Here is a 17,831-nt window from a genome sequence, read left to right as displayed (position 1 = left end):
TAACCACGAACAGACGAGTGCCATGCGTATCCTGCTTGTCGAAGATGACCGGATGATCGCCGAAGGCGTGCGCCGTGCGCTGCGCGCGGACGGCTTTGCAGTCGACTGGGTGCAGGACGGCGAGGCCGCGCTCACCGCGGTCTCGGGCGAGCCCTACGACCTGATGCTGCTCGATCTTGGCCTGCCCAAGCGCGACGGCCTCGACGTGCTGAAGACCTTGCGCGCCCGCGCCAATTCGCTGCCGGTGCTGATCGTGACGGCGCGCGACGCCATCGCGGATCGCGTGAAAGGACTCGACGCCGGCGCGGACGATTACCTCGTCAAGCCCTTCGATCTCGACGAACTCGGCGCGCGCATGCGGGCGCTGATCCGCCGTCATGCGGGGCGCGGCGAATCGCTCGTGCGGCACGGCGAACTGACGCTCGATCCCGTCGGGCATCAGGTGACGCTCGCGGGCAATCCCGTGTCGCTGTCGGCGCGCGAGTTCGCATTGCTCGAAGCGCTGATGGCGCGGCCCGGCGCGGTGCTGTCGAAGAGCCAGCTCGAAGAGAAAATCTACGGCTGGGGCGAGGAAATCGGCAGCAACACCGTCGAGGTGTATATCCATTCGCTGAGGAAGAAGCTCGGCGCCGATCTCATCCGCAACGTGCGCGGCCTCGGCTACATGGTCGCGAAGGACGCCTGATGCGGTCGATCCGCCGGCAATTGCTGATCTGGCTGCTCGCGCTCGTGATCGTCGGCGTGGGTTTTGCGGGCTGGCTCATCTATCGGCAGGCGCTCGCCGAGGCCAACGAACTCTTCGATTACCAATTGCAGCAGATCGCGGCCGCGTTGCCGTCGGAGCCGTTTTCGTCGGTGCTCAGTTCGCGCAGCGAAAGCGATGAAGGCGTCGTCATCCAGATCTGGAATCGCAACGGCGCGCTGATGTACTTCTCGCATCCGCGCGTGCCGCTCGCGCCGCACGCGGAACTCGGCTTCTCCACCGAAATGACGCCGCGCGGCGAATGGCGCGTATATAGCGCGATCGTCGGCGATAACGTCGTGCAGCTCGCGCAGCCGCTGTCGATCAGAAACCGCGTCGCGGCGGGCGTCGCGTGGCGCACGTTGTGGCCGCTCGTGCTGCTCCTGCCGCTGCTCGGGCTCGCGATCTGGGTGATTGTCGGCCTCGGGCTCGCACCGTTGCAGCGCGTGACGCGCGCGCTCGACACGCGTCATCCCGAAGCGCTCGATCCGTTGTCCGACCGGCGTCTGCCGCAGGAAGTGCGGCCGGTCGTGCGCGCGCTGAATGCGCTGCTGTCGCGGCTGGCGGCGGCGCTCGATACGCAAAAGGCCTTCGTCGCCGATGCCGCGCACGAGTTGCGCACGCCGCTCGCGGCGGTGCAGATTCAGGCGCAGCTCGTCGCGCGTGCGCAGGACGACGAAACAAGGCGCGAGGCGCTGAAAGACTTGCACGAAGGCATCGCGCGCGCGACGCGGCTCGCCGAGCAACTGCTCGCGCTGGCGCGATCGGAGCCGGATGGCAAAGCGGCTTTGGCATCGGTGGATCTCGCCGCGCTGCTCGAATCGTGCGTGCGCGGCTATGTGCTGGTGGCGCAGGAACGCGGCGTCGATCTGGGCATCGAGGCGAGCGAACCCGCGACCGTCGAAGGCGATCCCGATTCGCTGCGCGTGATGTTCAACAATCTCATCGATAACGCGACGAAGTACACGCCGCGCGGCGGCCGCGTGGATGTGTGTCTGAGGGCGAACGAGGGGCATCCTGTCGTCGACATCTCCGATAGCGGGCCGGGCATTCCCGAAGAAGAACGAGAACGCGTGTTCGACCGGTTTTATCGCGTGGGCGAAAGCGCGAATCGGCCGCGCACGGATGTGTCGGGCAGCGGTCTCGGGCTCGCGATCGTCAAGCGCATCGCGGACCAGAATGGCGCGGCGGTCGCGCTCGGGGAATCGCAGGCGGGCGGATTGAAGGTCTCCGTCACGTTTTGATATCGCGTTCGCACCGTTTCTTTTAGCGACGCTTTCTTTCAGATTTTTCCACTTCGATCGTGCATGTCCAATCGCTACTATCTTCCCTGTTGGTTGAGGGTTCTGGACCAGCAAGCAGTCATAAGAAGGTTGAAGTTAGAAGGTTGAAGTTGGTTGAGGTGTCGAAGTAATGCAGGACGTTTCATGTAGTGCAGCAATCGCAGTAGAAGTAAGCCGCAGTAGGGAAATTGAAGTCAGTCGTAGTAGTCACGCAGTAACGTTCCACGTAGTCCAGCAGTATGCAGGCCGAAGCAGAAGTAGATGTCGCAGTAGCAGTAGCAGTAGCAGCAAATCGCAGTGCCAGGGGCGTCCGTTCACAAGAACAGACGCCCTTTTTCATTTTTTAAGAGCGGTTTAAGCGACACCCCGTAATCTTGCTCCATCGATAAAGCGCGCTCTTCGCAAAGCGCATCCCCTCGTCAGGAGCACACGATGAAAGCAAAGATTCTCACCCGCAGCGCCGTTGCGGCGGCTGTTGCCGTTGCCTTGTCGGCGGGCTACGTGGCAGGACACAACAATGTGCCCGCGCCGCAGGTCATCGCGCCCGCGCAGGCGGCGGCCATGATGCCCGCCGAAGCTGCGGCCAAGACAGGCGTTCCCGATTTCTCCGGTCTCGTCGAGACCTATGGTCCTGCCGTCGTGAACATCAGCGCGAAGCATGTCGTGAAGCAGACGTCGAATCGCCGCAACATGAATCAGGTCCCGATGGACCCCGACGATCCCTTCTACCAGTTCTTCAAGCGCTTCGGCGGCATGCCCGGCTTCGGCGGCGGCGATGGCGGCCCGAACGCGGATCGTCCGAGCGAAGGGCTCGGCTCGGGCTTCATCGTCAGCAGCGACGGCTACATCCTGACGAACGCGCACGTCGTCGACAACGCCAACATCGTCACCGTGAAGCTCACGGACAAGCGCGAGTACCGCGCGAAGGTCATCGGCGCGGACAAGCAGTCGGACGTCGCCGTGCTGAAGATCGACGCGAAGGATCTGCCGACCGTGAAGATCGGCGATCCTAACGGCAGCAAGGTCGGGCAATGGGTCGTCGCGATCGGTTCGCCGTACGGCTTCGACAACACCGTGACCTCGGGCATCATCAGCGCGAAGTCGCGCGCGCTGCCCAACGAGAACTACACTCCGTTCATCCAGACCGACGTGCCGGTGAACCCGGGCAACTCGGGCGGACCGCTCTTCAATCTGCAAGGCGAAGTGATCGGCATCAACTCGATGATCTATTCGCAGACGGGCGGCTTCCAGGGTCTTTCGTTCGCCATCCCGATCAACGAGGCGATCAAGGTCAAGGACGCGCTCATCAAGACGGGTCACGTGGATCGCGGCCGTCTCGGCGTGACCGTGCAGGGCATGAACCAGACGCTCGCCAATTCGTTCGGCATGAAGTCGCCGCAAGGCGCGCTCGTCAGCTCGATCGAGCCGGGCGGACCGGCAGCCAAAGCGGGCCTGCAACCCGGCGACGTGATCACCGCGCTCAACGGCGTGCCGGTGGCGGATTCGACCTCGCTGCCGTCGCAGGTCGCGGGTCTCGCGCCGGGCACGTCCGCCAAGGTGACGGTGTGGCGCGACAAGGGATCGAAGGATCTGAGCGTGACCATCGGCGCGTTGAAGGACGCGAAAACCGCGAGCGCGAACGCAAGCGGCGACGACGGCGGCTCGGCGCAGGATGCGCGTCTCGGCGTCGCGGTGCGTCCGCTCACGCCGGAGGAGCGGCAGAACGACTCGCTCTCGCGCGGGCTGCTCGTGCAGCAGGCGGGCGGCGCGGCGGCGAACGCGGGCATCCAGGCGGGCGACGTGATCCTCGCCGTGAACGGCCAGGCGGTGACATCGGTGCAGCAGTTGAAGACGATGGTTCAGCACGCCGGCGACAGCATCGCGCTCTTGATCCAGCGCGACGATGCGCAGATCTTCGTTCCGGTCGATCTCGGCTGACGCGCGGGCGCCGGCACGTGCGATGCGGGCACGAACCATGCTCTGTGGTTCCCGGTGCCCCATCGCGTCGTGTCGGCGCATCGGGCGTGACGTCGCCGGCGTTGAACGGCGCGGCGGCATCGGATAAAGGAGCGAAAACATGACGAGCAGAACCACGGGCAAGCTGATGGCCGCACTTCTCGTTGCGGCGGTCGGCACGGGCATGGCGGGCGGCGCTTGGGCGCAGACGGCGGGCGGCACGGCGACGGATTCGTCGAGCGCCGGCAACACCAACGGCGGCGGCCTGCCGCAGATCCAGCAGCAAGGCGACGTTTCGTACACCTCCGGCGGCGTCGGCCTGGACGAATCGCGCGCATTGTTGCGCGAACAGGCGCACTGGCCGCTGTCGCTGCGTTTCACCGGTCCGACGGCCGACTATCTGGCGGATGTGCATGTGCGCATCGTCGGCGGCAAGGGCGGCGAAGTGCTCGCTACGGACGCAATGGGACCGTACATGCTCGTCAAGCTCCCGCCGGGCAGCTACACGGTCTACGCGAAGTACAAGGATCAGGAGAAAAAACAGGCGGTGACGGTCGCCGGGCCGGGCAAGGCCAAGGCGGCGTTCCACTGGAACATTCAATAAGCGCGGGCGTCGAAGGGGAAACGCCCGGGCCATCTCGAAAGCACTCACGCAGCATCGGAAGTTTGTCTCATAATCAAGCCACGGGTACTCGATGACTCGTGGCTTTTTTCTTGAGATGTCGGTTCTCACGCGGGAGGCGCGGCACGATGGGCACGGAACTGAACGACGGGCATGCAACGGCGCAGCACATCGAGATCACGCCGAACGGTCGGCGCTGCCGCGTGATCCATCAGGGCGTGACCTACGCCGACACGCACGCGTCGCTCACGCTCGTCGAGGCGGGCGCGGAGAAAGTGCATTATTTCCCGCGCGCGGACGTGAACATGGCGCGTCTGGAGCGCTCCATCCACATTACGCATTGCCCGATGAAGGGCGAGGCCACGCACTATCATCTGCTGACCGAGGACGGCCCGGTCGAAAACGCCGCGTGGAGCTACGAAGCACCGCTCGACGCCGCCGTGAAAATCAAGGGCTATCTCGCGTTTTACGGTTCGCGCGTCGATCGCATCGACGAAACTTCATAGGCGCGCAGCCGAACAGACACCCGACGTCCGCTCAGACATAACGAACGCATGCGATCCTGGTCCCGGAGGCTCGAATGGAAGTCACCGATGCGTTGTGCGTTCCGCTCGATCCGGCGCACGTCCGGGAGGCGCTGTCCGATCTCGCGCTGCTGCGCGCGAGCCTCGACAATTGCGAATCGTTCACGCGCACGCCCGGCGGCGAATATGTCCTCACGCTGATCGTGCCGCTCGGCGCGCTGCGGGCGCGCTACGAGATCCGCGCGCACGCCGCGGGGCGCACGCGTCAGGCGGCGCATGAGCCAGACGACACCATCGAATCCGACAATGCCGTCTACGCACGCACGCTGAGCTTCAAAGCGCGCGGCGAGGGCGTCGGCTCGTTGCGCGGTCAGATCGCGGTTGCGCTCAATCCCGACGACGACGGCGCGTCGACGTGGATCGAATACACGGTCTGGGCGACGGTGTCAGGGCCGCTCGCCGGCTTGCCCGCGCGCCAGATCGAAAACGCGTTGCGCGAGGGCGCCGACGAATTCTTCGCCGAGTTCTGCGAAGTGGTGCGCGCGAAACACGGTTTGCCGTCGATGCGCGCGGCAGACGAGAGCGCCGGCCGCCGCCATGTGTTTTTGCGGCCGGGCGTGATGTCGGCGGCGTTCTCGCGTCGTCCGGGCGCGATGCGCACGCCTTCCGCCGATGCCCACGCGAGCGGCGTGCTGCGGCATCGGTTGCATGGACACGGGTTCGGGCATCATGACCGCGATCACTCTCACGATCCGCATCCGCTCGGCTTGCCCGTCTGGGCGTGGGCGGCGATGCTCGTGTGTATCGCGCTGTTCGCGTATTTCGCGCAGCAGGTCGGGGCGCGGTAGACGCTATTCGCCCGCCGGCAACAACAACGACGCGCTGCAACGCAATGCGTCGAAACATGCGTCGATGAGCGCTTCGGCGTCGCGCTCCGGATGAACGATGTCCGGCAGCATCAGCGAATCGTGCAGGATGCCGGTGAAAAGACAGTGGAGCATGGCCGTCGCGCGGTTCGTGTCGAGCGTCGCGGGAAGCTGCTTCTTTTCGACGGCATTGCGCAGCGCGCGCTCGATGCGCTCCATGCCGTCGCGCATATTGTTCTGATGCCGTTCGCGCACCGGCCCCATTTCCTCGACGAATTCGCACTTCATGAAAAGGATGTCGAAGACGCGGCGGCGCTGCTCGTCGGCCGTGATATTGCGCATGCACCAGACGAAAAGCTCTTGCAGCCGCGCGAGCGGATCTTCTTCCTTGCCGTCGAGCGTGGTCGCGACGAGCTCGTCGAGCGGCAGCAGGCTGCGGTCGAACATCGCGTTGAAGAGATCGCCCTTGTTGGCGAAATGCCAGTAAATCGCGCCGCGCGTGACGCCCGCCGCCTGAGCGATGTCCGCGAGCGTCGTGCGCGACACGCCTTTCTCGTAGAAGACGCGCTCGGCCGCGTCGAGCACGCGGTTGCGCGTTGCCTGCGCTTCTTCCTTGGTTCGTCTGACCATATCCTGCGGCCCGTTGGCCGTCTGCTCCCGCTGCCTGCCTTGTGAGAGCCGCTTGAGTCGCGGCTTTGTCGAATGTTCGTCGACCGTAATCGATTCCCCTGAGCGAATTTCTCTCGCGGCCAATGGGGATAAACACGTACGGTTTTTTACATTCATTCGTGAATGTATATACAATACCACCCGTTCACGAATATTCACAAATTCATCCGGCGGGCGGATTTCGAATAAGCTTTCGTTTCCATTGCCCGTTCGGCCGTCCTTTGGCCACGGGCGACGCCTCCGAGCGTCGCGCACGGGCATGAACGCGCCGTCCGCTGTCTCACGGCGCAGCTCACTCGTCGGAGAAGTTGGTGTATTCACAGCGTCCTGAAGGACGCTCGTGCGCGGCATTGCCCGGGGAAGGCCGCCGCGCACCCAAACTTCACTCTCAGTCTTAGACAGAGGTCGCTCCATGCGCGTCGAACGGGTTCCACTCCGCTTAATCACCGCCGCGACGGCTGCCGTGTTCCTGGCAGCGTGCGGGCAAAAACAATCAGCGCCTCCGCCGCAAACGCCCGAAGTGGGCATCGTCACCGTGCAGCCGACGAGCGTGCCGGTCGTCGTCGATCTGCCGGGCCGCACCAGCGCCTATCTGGTCGCGCAAGTGCGCGCACGGGTCGACGGCATCGTGCTGCGCCGCGAGTTCACGGAAGGTGCCGAGGTCAAGGCCGGTCAGCGGCTCTACAAGATCGATCCGGCGCCGTACATCGCCGCGCTGAACAACGCCAAGGCGTCGCTCGCGAAGGCGCAGGCGAACGTCGCGTCGCAGAACGCGCTCGTGTCGCGCTACAAGATCCTCGTCGCGGCCAATGCCGTGTCGAAGCAGGATTACGACAACGCCGTCGCCGCGCAGGGCCAGGCCGTGGCGGACATCGCCGCGGGCAAGGCATCGGTCGATACGGCGCAGATCAACCTCGGCTACACCGACGTCGTCTCGCCGATCTCCGGGCGCACCGGTCTGTCGCAAGTCACGCCGGGCGCCTACGTGCAGGCGAGCGCCGCGACGCTGCTCACGACCGTGCAGCAGCTCGATCCGATTTACGTCGACCTGACGCAATCGAGCGTCGAAGGCTTGCGCCTGCGCCGCCAGATTCAGGAAGGCCGCCTGCAGACCGAAGGCATTCACGCTGCGAAGGTCACGTTGACGCTCGAAGACGGCCGCACCTACACCGAGCAGGGCAAGCTCCAGTTCTCCGACGTGAGCGTCGACCAGAGCACTGGTTCGGTGACCGTGCGCGCGATCTTCCAGAACAAGGACCGCGTGCTGCTGCCGGGCATGTTCGTGCGCGCGCGGATTCAGGAAGGCACGAACGACCACGCGCTCGTCGTGCCGCAGATCGGCGTCACGCACGACCAGAAGGGCACGCCGACGGCGCTCGTCGTCAACAAGGACAACAAGGTGGAACTGCGCCAGCTCGTCACGGGCAGCACTTTCGGCAACAACTGGGTGGTCGACAGCGGCCTGAACCCGGGCGACCGCGTGATCGTGAACGGCGTGGAGAAGGCGAAGCCTGGCATGCAGGTGAAGCCGGTCGACGCGAAATTCCCGTATCCCGTAGCCGGCGCATCGGATGCGCAGGCGGCGTCCGCACCGGCCAGTGCCAGCGGCGCGAGCGGTGCGCAAGCGGCATCGGCTGCACCCGCTGCATCGGGCGCGCAATAAAAGGGAGCCTGTTACATGGCAAAGTTTTTTATCGATCGGCCGATCTTCGCGTGGGTGATCGCGATCATCCTGATGCTGGCGGGGATGGCGTCGATCTTCACGCTGCCGGTCGCGCAGTATCCGACGATCGCGCCGCCTGCGATCCAGATCAGCGCGACCTATCCGGGCGCATCCGCGAGCACCGTCGAAAACACGGTGACGCAGGTGATCGAGCAGCAGATGACCGGCCTCGACCACTTGCTGTATCTGTCGTCGACCTCCGATGACTCGGGCACGGCCACCGTCACGCTGACGTTCGCTGCGGGCACGAATCCGGACATCGCGCAGGTGCAGGTGCAGAACAAGCTGCAGCTCGCGACGCCGCTGCTTCCGCAAGTCGTGCAGCAGCTCGGCACGAAGGTCACGAAGTCCAGTTCGAGCTTCCTGCTCGTGCTCGCGTTCGTGTCCGAAGACGGCAGCATGAGCAAGTACGACCTCGCGAACTACGTGGCGTCGAACGTGGCGGATCCGCTCTCGCGTATCGACGGCGTGGGTACGACGACGCTGTTCGGCTCGCAGTACGCGATGCGCGTCTGGCTCGATGCGACCAAGCTCACGAACTTCTCGCTCACGCCCGTGGACGTGAAGAACGCCATCACGAACCAGAACGTGCAGGTGGCGGCGGGTTCGCTCGGCGGGACGCCGGCGGTGCCGGGGCAGATGCTCCAGGCGACCATCACCGAAGCGACGCTGCTGCGCACGCCGGAGCAGTTCGGCAACATCCTGCTGAAGGTGAATCAGGACGGCTCGCGCGTGCTGCTGAAGGATGTCTCGAGAATCGAGCTCGGCGGCGAAAACTATAACTTCGACACGAAGTACAACGGACAGCCGACGGCCGGCTTCGGTATCCAGCTCGCGACGGGCGCGAACGCGCTGCAGACCGCGAAGCTCGTGCGCCAGAAGATCGACGACCTGTCGAAGTACTTCCCGCACGGACTGGTGGTGAAGTATCCGTACGACACGACGCCGTTCGTGCGCCTGTCGATCGAGGAAGTGGTCAAGACGCTGATCGAAGGTATCGTGCTCGTGTTCCTCGTGATGTATCTGTTCCTGCAGAACCTGCGGGCGACGATCATCCCGACGATCGCGGTGCCGGTCGTCTTGCTCGGCACGTTCGCGATCATGTCGGCGGTGGGCTTCTCGATCAACGTGCTGTCGATGTTCGGTCTCGTGCTCGCGATCGGTCTGCTGGTGGACGATGCGATCGTGGTCGTGGAGAACGTCGAGCGGGTGATGTCGGAAGAGCATTTATCGCCGCGCGAGGCGACCCGCAAGGCGATGGACCAGATCACCGGCGCGCTCGTCGGCGTGGCGCTCGTGCTGTCGGCGGTGTTCGTGCCGGTGGCGTTCTCGGGCGGCTCGGTCGGGGCGATCTATCGACAGTTCTCGCTGACGATCGTAGCTGCAATGGTGCTCTCCGTGCTGGTCGCGCTGGTTCTCACGCCGGCGCTGTGCGCGACGATCCTGAAGCCGCATCCGGAAGGGCATCAGCCCGAGAAGAAGGGCTTCTTCGGCTGGTTCAACCGCAACTTCAACAAGAGCCAGGCGAAGTATCACAGCGGCGTGCAGCACGTGATTCGCCGCTCGGGACGCTGGCTCATCATCTATATCGTTGTGATCGTTGCGGTGGGCATGCTGTTCCTGCGCCTGCCGAAGTCGTTCCTGCCCGATGAAGACCAGGGCACGATGTTCGTGCTGGTGAACGCGCCGTCCGGCTCCACGCAGGAGTACACCGCGCACGTGCTGAAGGACGTGCAGGACTATCTGCTGAAGGACGAGAAGTCGATTGTCGAATCGGTGTTCACGGTGAACGGCTTCTCGTTCGCGGGCCGCGGCCAGAACTCCGGTCTCGTGTTCGTGCGGATGAAGGACTACGCGGATCGTCAGCACAGCGACCAGAAGGTGCAGGCGCTCGTCGGGCGGATGTTCATGCACTTCGCGCCCTACAAGGACGCGATGATCTTCCCGGTCAATCCGCCTTCGATTCCCGAACTCGGCACGGCGGCGGGCTTCGACTTCGAGCTGCAGGATCGCGGCGGCCTCGGCCACGCGAAGCTGATGGAAGCGCGCAACATGCTGCTCGGCATGGCCGCGAAGGACCCGACGCTCGCGCAGGTGCGTCCGAACGGCCTGAACGACACGCCCCAGTTCAAGGTGAATGTGGATCGCGAGAAGGCGAGTGCGCTCGGCGTCGCCGTATCGGACATCGATCAGACATTCTCGGTCGCGTGGGCATCGCAGTACGTGAACAACTTCCTCGACGTCGACAACCGGATCAAGAAGGTCTACGTGCAGGGCGACGGTCCGTTCCGCATGAATCCGGACGATCTGAACAAGTGGTACGTGCGCAATGGCGCCGGAACGATGGTGCCGTTCGGCGCGTTCGCGACGGGCAACTGGACCTACGGTTCGCCGAAGCTCGAACGCTACAACGGCATCTCGGCGGTGGAAATCCAGGGCGCGGCCGCGGCGGGCAAATCGACCGGCCAGGCGATGACGGCGATGGAAGCGATCGCGGCGAAGCTGCCGGCGGGCATCGGCTACGAATGGACGGGTCTGTCGTATCAGGAACGCCAGTCGGGTTCGCAGGCGCCGATTCTCTACGGCATCTCGATTCTCGTCGTGTTCCTGTGTCTCGCGGCGCTGTATGAAAGCTGGTCGATTCCGTTCTCGGTCATCATGGTCGTGCCGCTCGGCGTGCTGGGCGCGCTGCTCGCGGCGACGCTGCGCGGTCTGGAAAACGACGTGTTCTTCCAGGTCGGGCTGTTGACGACCGTGGGTCTGTCGGCAAAGAACGCGATTCTGATCGTGGAATTCGCGCGTGAACTGCGGATTCAGGGCATGTCGACGGTGGAAGCGGCGATGGAAGCGGCGCGCCTGCGGTTGCGTCCGATCCTGATGACGTCGCTTGCTTTCATTCTCGGCGTGCTGCCGCTCGCGATCAGTAACGGCGCGGGCTCGGCGAGCCAGCACGCGATCGGCACCGGCGTGATCGGCGGCATGTTGACCGCGACCTTCCTCGCCATCTTCATGATCCCGATGTTCTTCGTCGTTATCAGCAAGTTCAGTAAGGGCAAGGATGTGCCGGCTCCGGGTTCGTCCGGCGGCATCGAAGGCACGAACGGTAAGGAAGGACACTGAGATGCTTAAACATTCCTTGATCGCGGCCGCCGTGGCGGTATTCGCCGCGGGCTGCACGCTCCAGCCGAAATACGAGCGCCCGCCCGAGCCCGTCACGCAGACCTTTCCCGAAGGCGGCGTGTACGCGCACCAGCCGGATGCGAGTTCGAGCGCGAGCAACGGCCGCACCGCGAACGGGCAGAGCGCGCCGGACATCGGCTGGCGCGATTTCTTCGCGGATGCGCGCCTGCAGAAGATCGTCGAGCTTGCGCTGAAGAACAACCGCGATCTGCGCGTCTCGGTGCTGAACGTCGATGCCGCGCGCGCGCAGTATCAGATCACGCGCGCGGGTCTCTTCCCGACGCTCGATGCCGCCGCGTCGCAGACCAAGCAGCGCACGCCGAAGAATCTGTCCTTCTTCGGCAACACGATCTCGAACGAGTATTCGGTCGGGTTGAACGCGTCGTGGGAGATCGACTTCTTCGGGCGCATCCGCAGCCTGAAGGATCAGGCGCTCGCGCAATATCTGTCGACGGCGGAATCGCGCAAGGCGGCGGAGATCGCGCTCGTGTCGTCGGTGGCGGACCAGTATCTGACGATGCTCGCCTACGACGATCAACTCGTCGTCACGCAGAACACGCTCAAGACGGCGCAGGAGTCGTTTCGCATCACCAAGCTGCAATACGAGAACGGCACCGGCACCGAACTGGATCTGCGTCAGTCCGAAGGCGTGGTCGAGGAAGCGCAGGCGAATCTGCAGACGCAGTCGCGTCTGCGCGCGCAGGCGGAAAACGCGCTCGTGCTGCTCGTGGGCGAACCGTTGCCCGCCGATCTGCCGGCCGGCATGCCGCTCGACACGCAGAATCTGCTGTCCGACATTCCCGCCGGCCTGCCGTCCGATCTGCTGACGCGCCGTCCCGATATCGCTGCGGCGGAGCAGTCGCTGCTCGCGGCCAACGCGAACATCGGCGCGGCGCGCGCGGCATTCTTTCCGCGCGTCTCGCTGACGGGCAGTTTCGGCACGCTCTCGCCGACGCTCGGCGGTCTGTTCAAGCCGGGGTCGGCGGCGTGGTCGTTCGCGCCGCAGATTTCGGTGCCGATTTTCGAGGGCGGCCAGAACAAGGCCAATCTCGATCTGGCGAACGTGCAGAAGCGCATCGAGATCGCCAACTACGAGAAGGCGATCCAGACCGCGTTCCGCGAAGTCGCGGACGGCCTCGCCGCGCGCGGCACCTTCGACGAGCAGATCAAGTCGCTCGAACGTTTCGTGAATTCGCAGAGCCGGCGGCTGGAGTTGTCGGATTTGCGGTATCGCAATGGCGTCGACAGCTATCTCGCGGTGCTGACCGCGCAGACGGCCTTGTACGAAGCGCAGCAACTGCTGATCACGGCGCGGCTGAATCGCCTGACCAACCTCGTCGATCTGTATCAGTTCATGGGTGGCGGCTGGATCGAGCGTTCCGGCGATGCACCGCGTCCCGCCGATGCGCCGGTCGATTACGGCTCGCAAAGCGCGCCGCAGCCGGCGTCGGCGCCGGCTGCGAGCTGATTCGACTCGATGTGATGCAAATGAAGCCCGGCCGCGCGCCGGGCTTTTTTGTGCGCTTTTCCTGACCGCGAGCAGTGATGTCGCAACGAAGTTTCCCTCCTTCCGCGGGTTCGGCATATTTGGTTGAACTCCATCAAAATTTCACACAAACGCCTGTTGTTTAGGCTTCCTCACTGCGGTCGATATCTATAATCGGCCGCTTGTCGCAAGCATGGCGGCGCGGCCGTTTCCATCGATCCTTTGGGAACAGTCGCTCACGAAATGCGCCGCGTTCGTCGCACTACATTCAGTTATCCCAAAAATATGGTTGCTTTCCCATGAAAGCGGCCAGTCCCGTCTCCGGCCCGCCGTGAACGCGAGCACGCGCGCGCCTTCCATCTCCAGTAATCACAGAGGTTTGCGTTCCATGCGTCTCAAACGGATTCCATACCGCCTCATCGGTGTCACGACGGCTGCCTTGCTCGCGGCCGGCTGCGGGGAAAAGCCTCCCGCCATGCCGCAGCGCACGCCGGAAGTCGGCGTCATCACGATGGAACCGGCCGCGGTGCCGGTCATCACCGAACTCACGGGCCGCACGAGCGCCTTCGTCGATGCCCAGGTGCGCGCGCGCGTCGACGGCATCGTGCTGCGGCGCGAATTCACCGAAGGCAGTCTCGTCAAGGCCGGGCAGCGGCTCTACAAGATCGATCCGGCGCCGTACCTCGCGCAGTTGAATACCGCGAAGGCGTCGTTCGCCAAGGCGCATGCCAATCTCGTTTCGACGAGCGCGCAGGCCGAACGCTACAAGGTGCTCGTCGCGGCGAACGCAGTCAGCAAGCAGGACTTCGACAACGCGATCGCCGCGCAAGGCCAGGCCGAAGCTGACGTCGCGTCTGCCCGGGCCGCCATCGCCACCGCGCAGATCAACCTCGGCTACACCGATGTCACGTCGCCGGTGTCGGGGCAGGTCGGCATCTCGCAGGTGACGCCGGGCGCGTTCGTGCAGGCGTCGCAGGCAACGCTGATGGCCACCGTCCAGCAGCTCGATCCGATGTACGTCGATCTCACGCAATCGAGCCTCGACGGTCTCAAGCTGCGCCGTCAGATGCAGGAAGGGCGTCTTTCGACGAGCGGCCCGAATGCCGCGAAGGTCACGCTGATCCTCGAGGACGGCCGCGTCTATCCGGAGCAGGGCAAGCTCCAGTTCAGCGATGTGACCGTCGATCCGTCCACGGGATCGGTGACGGTGCGCGCCGTCTTCATGAACAAGGACCGCGTGCTGCTGCCGGGCATGTTCGTGCGCGCGCGCATCGAGGAGGGCGTGAATCCGGCGGCGTTCGTCGTGCCGGTGCAAGGCGTGTCGCACGACCAGAAGGGCACCGCGCAGGCGCTGATCGTCGGCAAGGACAACAAGGTTGCCGTGCGTTCGCTCGTGACCTCGGGCACGCACGGTCAGAACTGGGTCGTCGACGGCGGGCTGAACGCCGGTGACCGCGTGATTGTCGAGGGCATCGACAAGGCGCGTCCGGGCATGGAAGTGAAGGCGGTGCCCGCGCATCTGCCCGCCGCGCCCGCCGAGGCCGATGCCGCGTCCGCTGCGTCTGGCACGGCCGGCGCGTAAGGACGGGGGACACGCTTCATGGCCAAGTTCTTCATCGATCGCCCGATCTTCGCGTGGGTGATCGCCATCATTCTGATGCTGGCGGGACTCGCGTCGGTTTCGACGCTGCCGGTCGCGCAGTATCCGACCATCGCGCCGCCCGCGATCCAGGTATCGGCGACGTATCCGGGCGCGTCGGCGCAGACCGTCGAAAACACTGTCACGCAGGTGATCGAGCAGCAGATGAGCGGTCTCGACCATCTGCTCTATATGTCCTCGACCTCCGACGACAGCGGCAGCGCCACCGTCACGCTGACCTTCGCGGCGGGCACGAACGCCGACATCGCGCAGGTGCAGGTGCAGAACAAGCTGCAACTGGCGACGCCCAATCTGCCGCAGGTCGTGCAGCAGCTCGGCACGAGCGTGACGAAATCGAGCAGCAGCTTCCTGCTCGTGCTCGCGTTCGTCTCCGAAGACGGCAGCATGACCCGCGACGACCTCGCGAACTACGTGGCGTCGAACGTGCAGGACCCGGTCAGCCGTGTGAACGGCGTGGGCACCGTCACGCTCTTCGGCTCGAAGTACGCCATGCGCATCTGGCTCGATCCGAACAAGCTCGCCAAGTACAGCCTCACGCCGGTCGACGTGAACACCGCGCTGAGCGCGCAGAACGTGCAGGTCGCCGGCGGCCAGCTCGGCGGCGTGCCGGCCGTGCCCGGCCAGTCGATGCAGGCCACCATCACCGAGGCGACGCTCCTGCGCACGCCCGAGCAGTTCGGCGACGTGCTGCTGAAGGTGAATCAGGACGGCTCGCAGGTGCGCCTGCGCGACGTGGCGCGCGTCGGTCTGGGCGCCGAGAGCTACAACTTCGAGACGCAGTACAACGGCAAGCCGGCGGCCGGTTTTGGCATTCAGCTCGCGACGGGCGCGAACGCGCTCGCCACCGCGAACCTCGTGCGCGCGAAGATCGACCAGCTTTCGAAGTTCTTCCCGCACGGTCTCGTCGTGAAGTACCCGTACGACACCACGCCGTTCGTGAAGCAGTCGATCTCCGACGTGATCAAGACGCTGATCGAGGCCATCGTGCTGGTGTTCCTCGTGATGTACCTGTTCCTGCAGAACCTGCGCGCGACGCTCATTCCGACCATCGCCGTGCCGGTCGTGCTGCTCGGCACCTTCGCGATCATGGCGGCGGCGGGCTTCACCATCAACACGTTGTCGATGTTCGGGCTCGTGCTCGCCATCGGTCTGCTCGTGGACGACGCGATCGTCGTCGTGGAAAACGTCGAGCGCGTGATGACGGAAGAGGGCCTTTCGCCGAAGGAAGCCACGAAGAAGGCGATGGGCCAGATCACGGGCGCGCTCATCGGCGTGGCGCTCGTGCTCGCGGCGGTGTTCGTGCCGGTGGCGTTCACGGGCGGGTCGGTGGGCGCGATCTATCGTCAGTTCTCGCTGACCATCGTCTCGGCGATGGGCCTCTCGGTCCTCACCGCGATGGTGCTCACGCCGGCGCTGTGCGCGACCATGCTGAAGCCGCTTCCGAAGGGGCACGAGGACAAGAAGACGGGCTTCTTCGGCTGGTTCAACCGCACCTTCGCGAAGAGCCAGCAGAAGTACCACGGCGGCGTGGCGCACGTCATCAGGCGTTCGGGGCGCTGGCTCATCCTCTATCTGGTGCTCATCGTGGCGGTCGGCATGCTGTTCGCGCGCTTGCCGAAGGCGTTCCTGCCGGATGAAGACCAGGGCACGATGTTCGTGCTGGTGGCCACGCCCGCCGGCTCGACGCAGCAAATGACGCAGCGCGCGCTGGACGATGTCGCGGGCTATCTGCTGAAGAAGGAAAGCGCGGTCGTCGATTCCGTGTTCACCGTGAACGGCTTCAGCTTCGCGGGGCACGGCCAGAACTCGGGGCTCGTCTTCGTGCGGCTGAAGGAGTTCGGCCAGCGCACGAGCGCGAACGACAAGATTCAGGCGCTGGTGGGCCGCACCTACGGCGCGTTTGCGGGCTACAAGAATGCGCTCGTGTTTCCGGTGAATCCGCCGTCCATTCCGGAACTCGGCACGGCGTCGGGTTTCGACTTCGAGCTTCAGGATCGCGCGGGCCTCGGCCACGCGAAGCTGATGGAAGCGCGCAACATGCTGCTCGGCATGGCCGCGAAGGACCCGGCGCTTGCGCAGGTGCGACCGAACGGCCTGAACGACGCGCCGCAGTTCAAGGTGAGCATCGACCGGCAGAAGGCGCTCGCGCAGGGCGTCGATCCGGCGATGGTCGACCAGACGTTCTCGATCGCGTGGGCGTCGAAGTATGTGAACAACTTCCTCGATACCGACAGCCGCATCAAGAAGGTCTACATGCAGAGCGATGCGCCGTTCCGCATGTCGCCGGAGAACATCAATAGCTGGTACGTGCGCAATGCGTCGGGCTCGATGGTGCCGTTCTCGTCGTTCGCGACGGGCGAGTGGAGCTTCGGCTCACCCAAGCTCGAGCGCTTCAACGGCCTCTCGTCGATGGAAATCCAGGGCGTCGCGGCGCCGGGCAAATCCACCGGCCAGGCGATGGCCGCAATGGAAGCGCTCGCGGCGAAGCTGCCGGAAGGTATCGGCTACGAATGGACGGGGCTGTCGTATCAGCAGATCCAGTCCGGCTCGCAGGCGCCGATTCTCTACGGCATTTCGATTCTCGTCGTGTTCCTGTGCCTCGCGGCGCTCTACGAGAGCTGGTCGATTCCGTTCTCCGTGATCATGGTCGTGCCGCTCGGCGTGATCGGCGCGTTGCTCGCCGTATCGCTGCGCGGACTGGAAAACGACGTGTTCTTCCAGGTCGGCCTGCTGACGACGGTCGGCTTGTCGGCGAAGAACGCGATTCTGATCGTCGAGTTCGCGCGCGATCTCCAGCTCTCGCAAAAGATGGGACCGATCGAAGCGGCGATGGAAGCGGCGCGTCTGCGCTTGCGTCCGATCCTGATGACATCGCTCGCATTCATTCTCGGCACGATGCCGCTCGCGATCAGCAACGGCGCGGGCTCGGGCAGCCAGCACGCGATCGGCACGGGCGTGATCGGCGGCATGGTGACCGCGACTTTTCTCGCCATTTTCATGGTGCCGATGTTCTTCGTCGTCGTGCGCTCGCGCTTCGGCGGCGACAAGGAAGACGCGGATGCCGCGCTCGCGCGTTACGACGCACAGCGCCGCGCGCAACAAGGCAACGAAGGACATTGA

At 64.7% G+C, this 17,831-nt stretch carries 12 protein-coding genes; 11 read left to right on the top strand and 1 reads right to left on the bottom strand.

Annotated features, from left to right (window positions below):
- The first annotated feature begins 22 nt into the window (after positions 1–22).
- The 6 genes from AWB76_RS17320 (at position 23) to AWB76_RS17295 (ending at position 5,975) form a co-directional block, all read left to right on the top strand.
- Positions 23–685 (top strand): response regulator, encoded by a 663-nt coding sequence (locus AWB76_RS17320; RefSeq protein WP_061161371.1) that lies wholly within the window; start codon positions 23–25, stop codon positions 683–685.
- Positions 685–1,986: an ATP-binding protein gene (locus AWB76_RS17315; protein ID WP_061161370.1), complete on the top strand. Its 1,302-nt coding sequence runs from the start codon at positions 685–687 to the stop codon at positions 1,984–1,986. The genes AWB76_RS17320 and AWB76_RS17315 overlap by 1 nt, the downstream gene beginning before the upstream one ends.
- Before the next feature lie 471 nt (positions 1,987–2,457).
- Positions 2,458–3,963, top strand: a complete 1,506-nt coding sequence (locus tag AWB76_RS17310; RefSeq protein ID WP_061161369.1) for a DegQ family serine endoprotease — start codon at positions 2,458–2,460, stop codon at positions 3,961–3,963.
- Positions 3,964–4,102: 139 nt separating this feature from the next.
- Entirely contained in the window at positions 4,103–4,585 is a 483-nt protein-coding gene (locus AWB76_RS17305) for a hypothetical protein (protein ID WP_061161368.1), read from the top strand.
- Between the two features lie 146 nt (positions 4,586–4,731).
- Positions 4,732–5,109, top strand: a complete 378-nt coding sequence (locus AWB76_RS17300; protein WP_061161367.1) for a DUF427 domain-containing protein — start codon at positions 4,732–4,734, stop codon at positions 5,107–5,109.
- Between the two features lie 74 nt (positions 5,110–5,183).
- On the top strand, positions 5,184–5,975 hold the full coding sequence (locus AWB76_RS17295) for an SRPBCC family protein (RefSeq protein ID WP_061161366.1): 792 nt from the start codon (positions 5,184–5,186) through the stop codon (positions 5,973–5,975).
- 3 nt (positions 5,976–5,978) lie between these two features.
- On the opposite strand, the gene AWB76_RS17290 is transcribed toward AWB76_RS17295, so the two are convergent.
- Complete coding sequence (locus AWB76_RS17290) at positions 5,979–6,623, bottom strand: TetR family transcriptional regulator (protein WP_061161365.1); 645 nt, start codon at positions 6,621–6,623, stop codon at positions 5,979–5,981.
- A gap of 451 nt (positions 6,624–7,074) precedes the next feature.
- Between AWB76_RS17290 and AWB76_RS17285 the strand changes: the two genes are divergently transcribed.
- From AWB76_RS17285 to AWB76_RS17265, 5 genes are all read left to right on the top strand, one after another.
- The gene (locus AWB76_RS17285) at positions 7,075–8,325 is read left to right on the top strand and encodes an efflux RND transporter periplasmic adaptor subunit (protein WP_061161364.1); all 1,251 of its coding nucleotides are present in this window, start codon (positions 7,075–7,077) and stop codon (positions 8,323–8,325) included.
- 15 nt (positions 8,326–8,340) lie between these two features.
- Positions 8,341–11,505 carry an efflux RND transporter permease subunit gene (locus AWB76_RS17280; protein WP_061161363.1) on the top strand — a complete coding sequence of 1,055 codons (3,165 nt, stop codon included), beginning with the start codon at positions 8,341–8,343 and terminating at the stop codon, positions 11,503–11,505.
- A 1-nt stretch (position 11,506) separates the two neighbouring features.
- A complete protein-coding gene (locus AWB76_RS17275; RefSeq protein ID WP_061161362.1) occupies positions 11,507–13,033 on the top strand; it encodes an efflux transporter outer membrane subunit in 1,527 nt (508 codons plus the stop codon).
- Positions 13,034–13,439: 406 nt separating this feature from the next.
- Complete coding sequence (locus AWB76_RS17270) at positions 13,440–14,633, top strand: efflux RND transporter periplasmic adaptor subunit (RefSeq protein ID WP_061161361.1); 1,194 nt, start codon at positions 13,440–13,442, stop codon at positions 14,631–14,633.
- 18 nt (positions 14,634–14,651) lie between these two features.
- Positions 14,652–17,831 (top strand): efflux RND transporter permease subunit, encoded by a 3,180-nt coding sequence (locus AWB76_RS17265; RefSeq protein WP_061161360.1) that lies wholly within the window; start codon positions 14,652–14,654, stop codon positions 17,829–17,831.

Origin of the sequence: Caballeronia temeraria (assembly GCF_001544795.2) — a bacterium.
In the GTDB taxonomy this organism is placed as follows: domain Bacteria; phylum Pseudomonadota; class Gammaproteobacteria; order Burkholderiales; family Burkholderiaceae; genus Caballeronia; species Caballeronia temeraria.
Note: the sequence above shows the minus strand (reverse complement) of the source record. Positions and strands in the feature narration are given on the sequence as shown.

What these genes read in the sequence shown, in the direction of transcription:
- AWB76_RS17270 (WP_061161361.1), top strand. Translation starts at nt 13,440, where the DNA reads ATGCGTCTCAAACGGATTCCATACCGCCTCATCGGTGTCACGACGGCT.
- AWB76_RS17295 (WP_061161366.1), top strand. Translation starts at nt 5,184, where the DNA reads ATGGAAGTCACCGATGCGTTGTGCGTTCCGCTCGATCCGGCGCACGTC.
- AWB76_RS17285 (WP_061161364.1), top strand. Translation starts at nt 7,075, where the DNA reads ATGCGCGTCGAACGGGTTCCACTCCGCTTAATCACCGCCGCGACGGCT.
- AWB76_RS17280 (WP_061161363.1), top strand. Translation starts at nt 8,341, where the DNA reads ATGGCAAAGTTTTTTATCGATCGGCCGATCTTCGCGTGGGTGATCGCG.
- AWB76_RS17315 (WP_061161370.1), top strand. Translation starts at nt 685, where the DNA reads ATGCGGTCGATCCGCCGGCAATTGCTGATCTGGCTGCTCGCGCTCGTG.
- AWB76_RS17290 (WP_061161365.1), bottom strand. Translation starts at nt 6,623, where the DNA reads ATGGTCAGACGAACCAAGGAAGAAGCGCAGGCAACGCGCAACCGCGTG.
- AWB76_RS17275 (WP_061161362.1), top strand. Translation starts at nt 11,507, where the DNA reads ATGCTTAAACATTCCTTGATCGCGGCCGCCGTGGCGGTATTCGCCGCG.
- AWB76_RS17310 (WP_061161369.1), top strand. Translation starts at nt 2,458, where the DNA reads ATGAAAGCAAAGATTCTCACCCGCAGCGCCGTTGCGGCGGCTGTTGCC.
- AWB76_RS17320 (WP_061161371.1), top strand. Translation starts at nt 23, where the DNA reads ATGCGTATCCTGCTTGTCGAAGATGACCGGATGATCGCCGAAGGCGTG.
- AWB76_RS17305 (WP_061161368.1), top strand. Translation starts at nt 4,103, where the DNA reads ATGACGAGCAGAACCACGGGCAAGCTGATGGCCGCACTTCTCGTTGCG.
- AWB76_RS17265 (WP_061161360.1), top strand. Translation starts at nt 14,652, where the DNA reads ATGGCCAAGTTCTTCATCGATCGCCCGATCTTCGCGTGGGTGATCGCC.
- AWB76_RS17300 (WP_061161367.1), top strand. Translation starts at nt 4,732, where the DNA reads ATGGGCACGGAACTGAACGACGGGCATGCAACGGCGCAGCACATCGAG.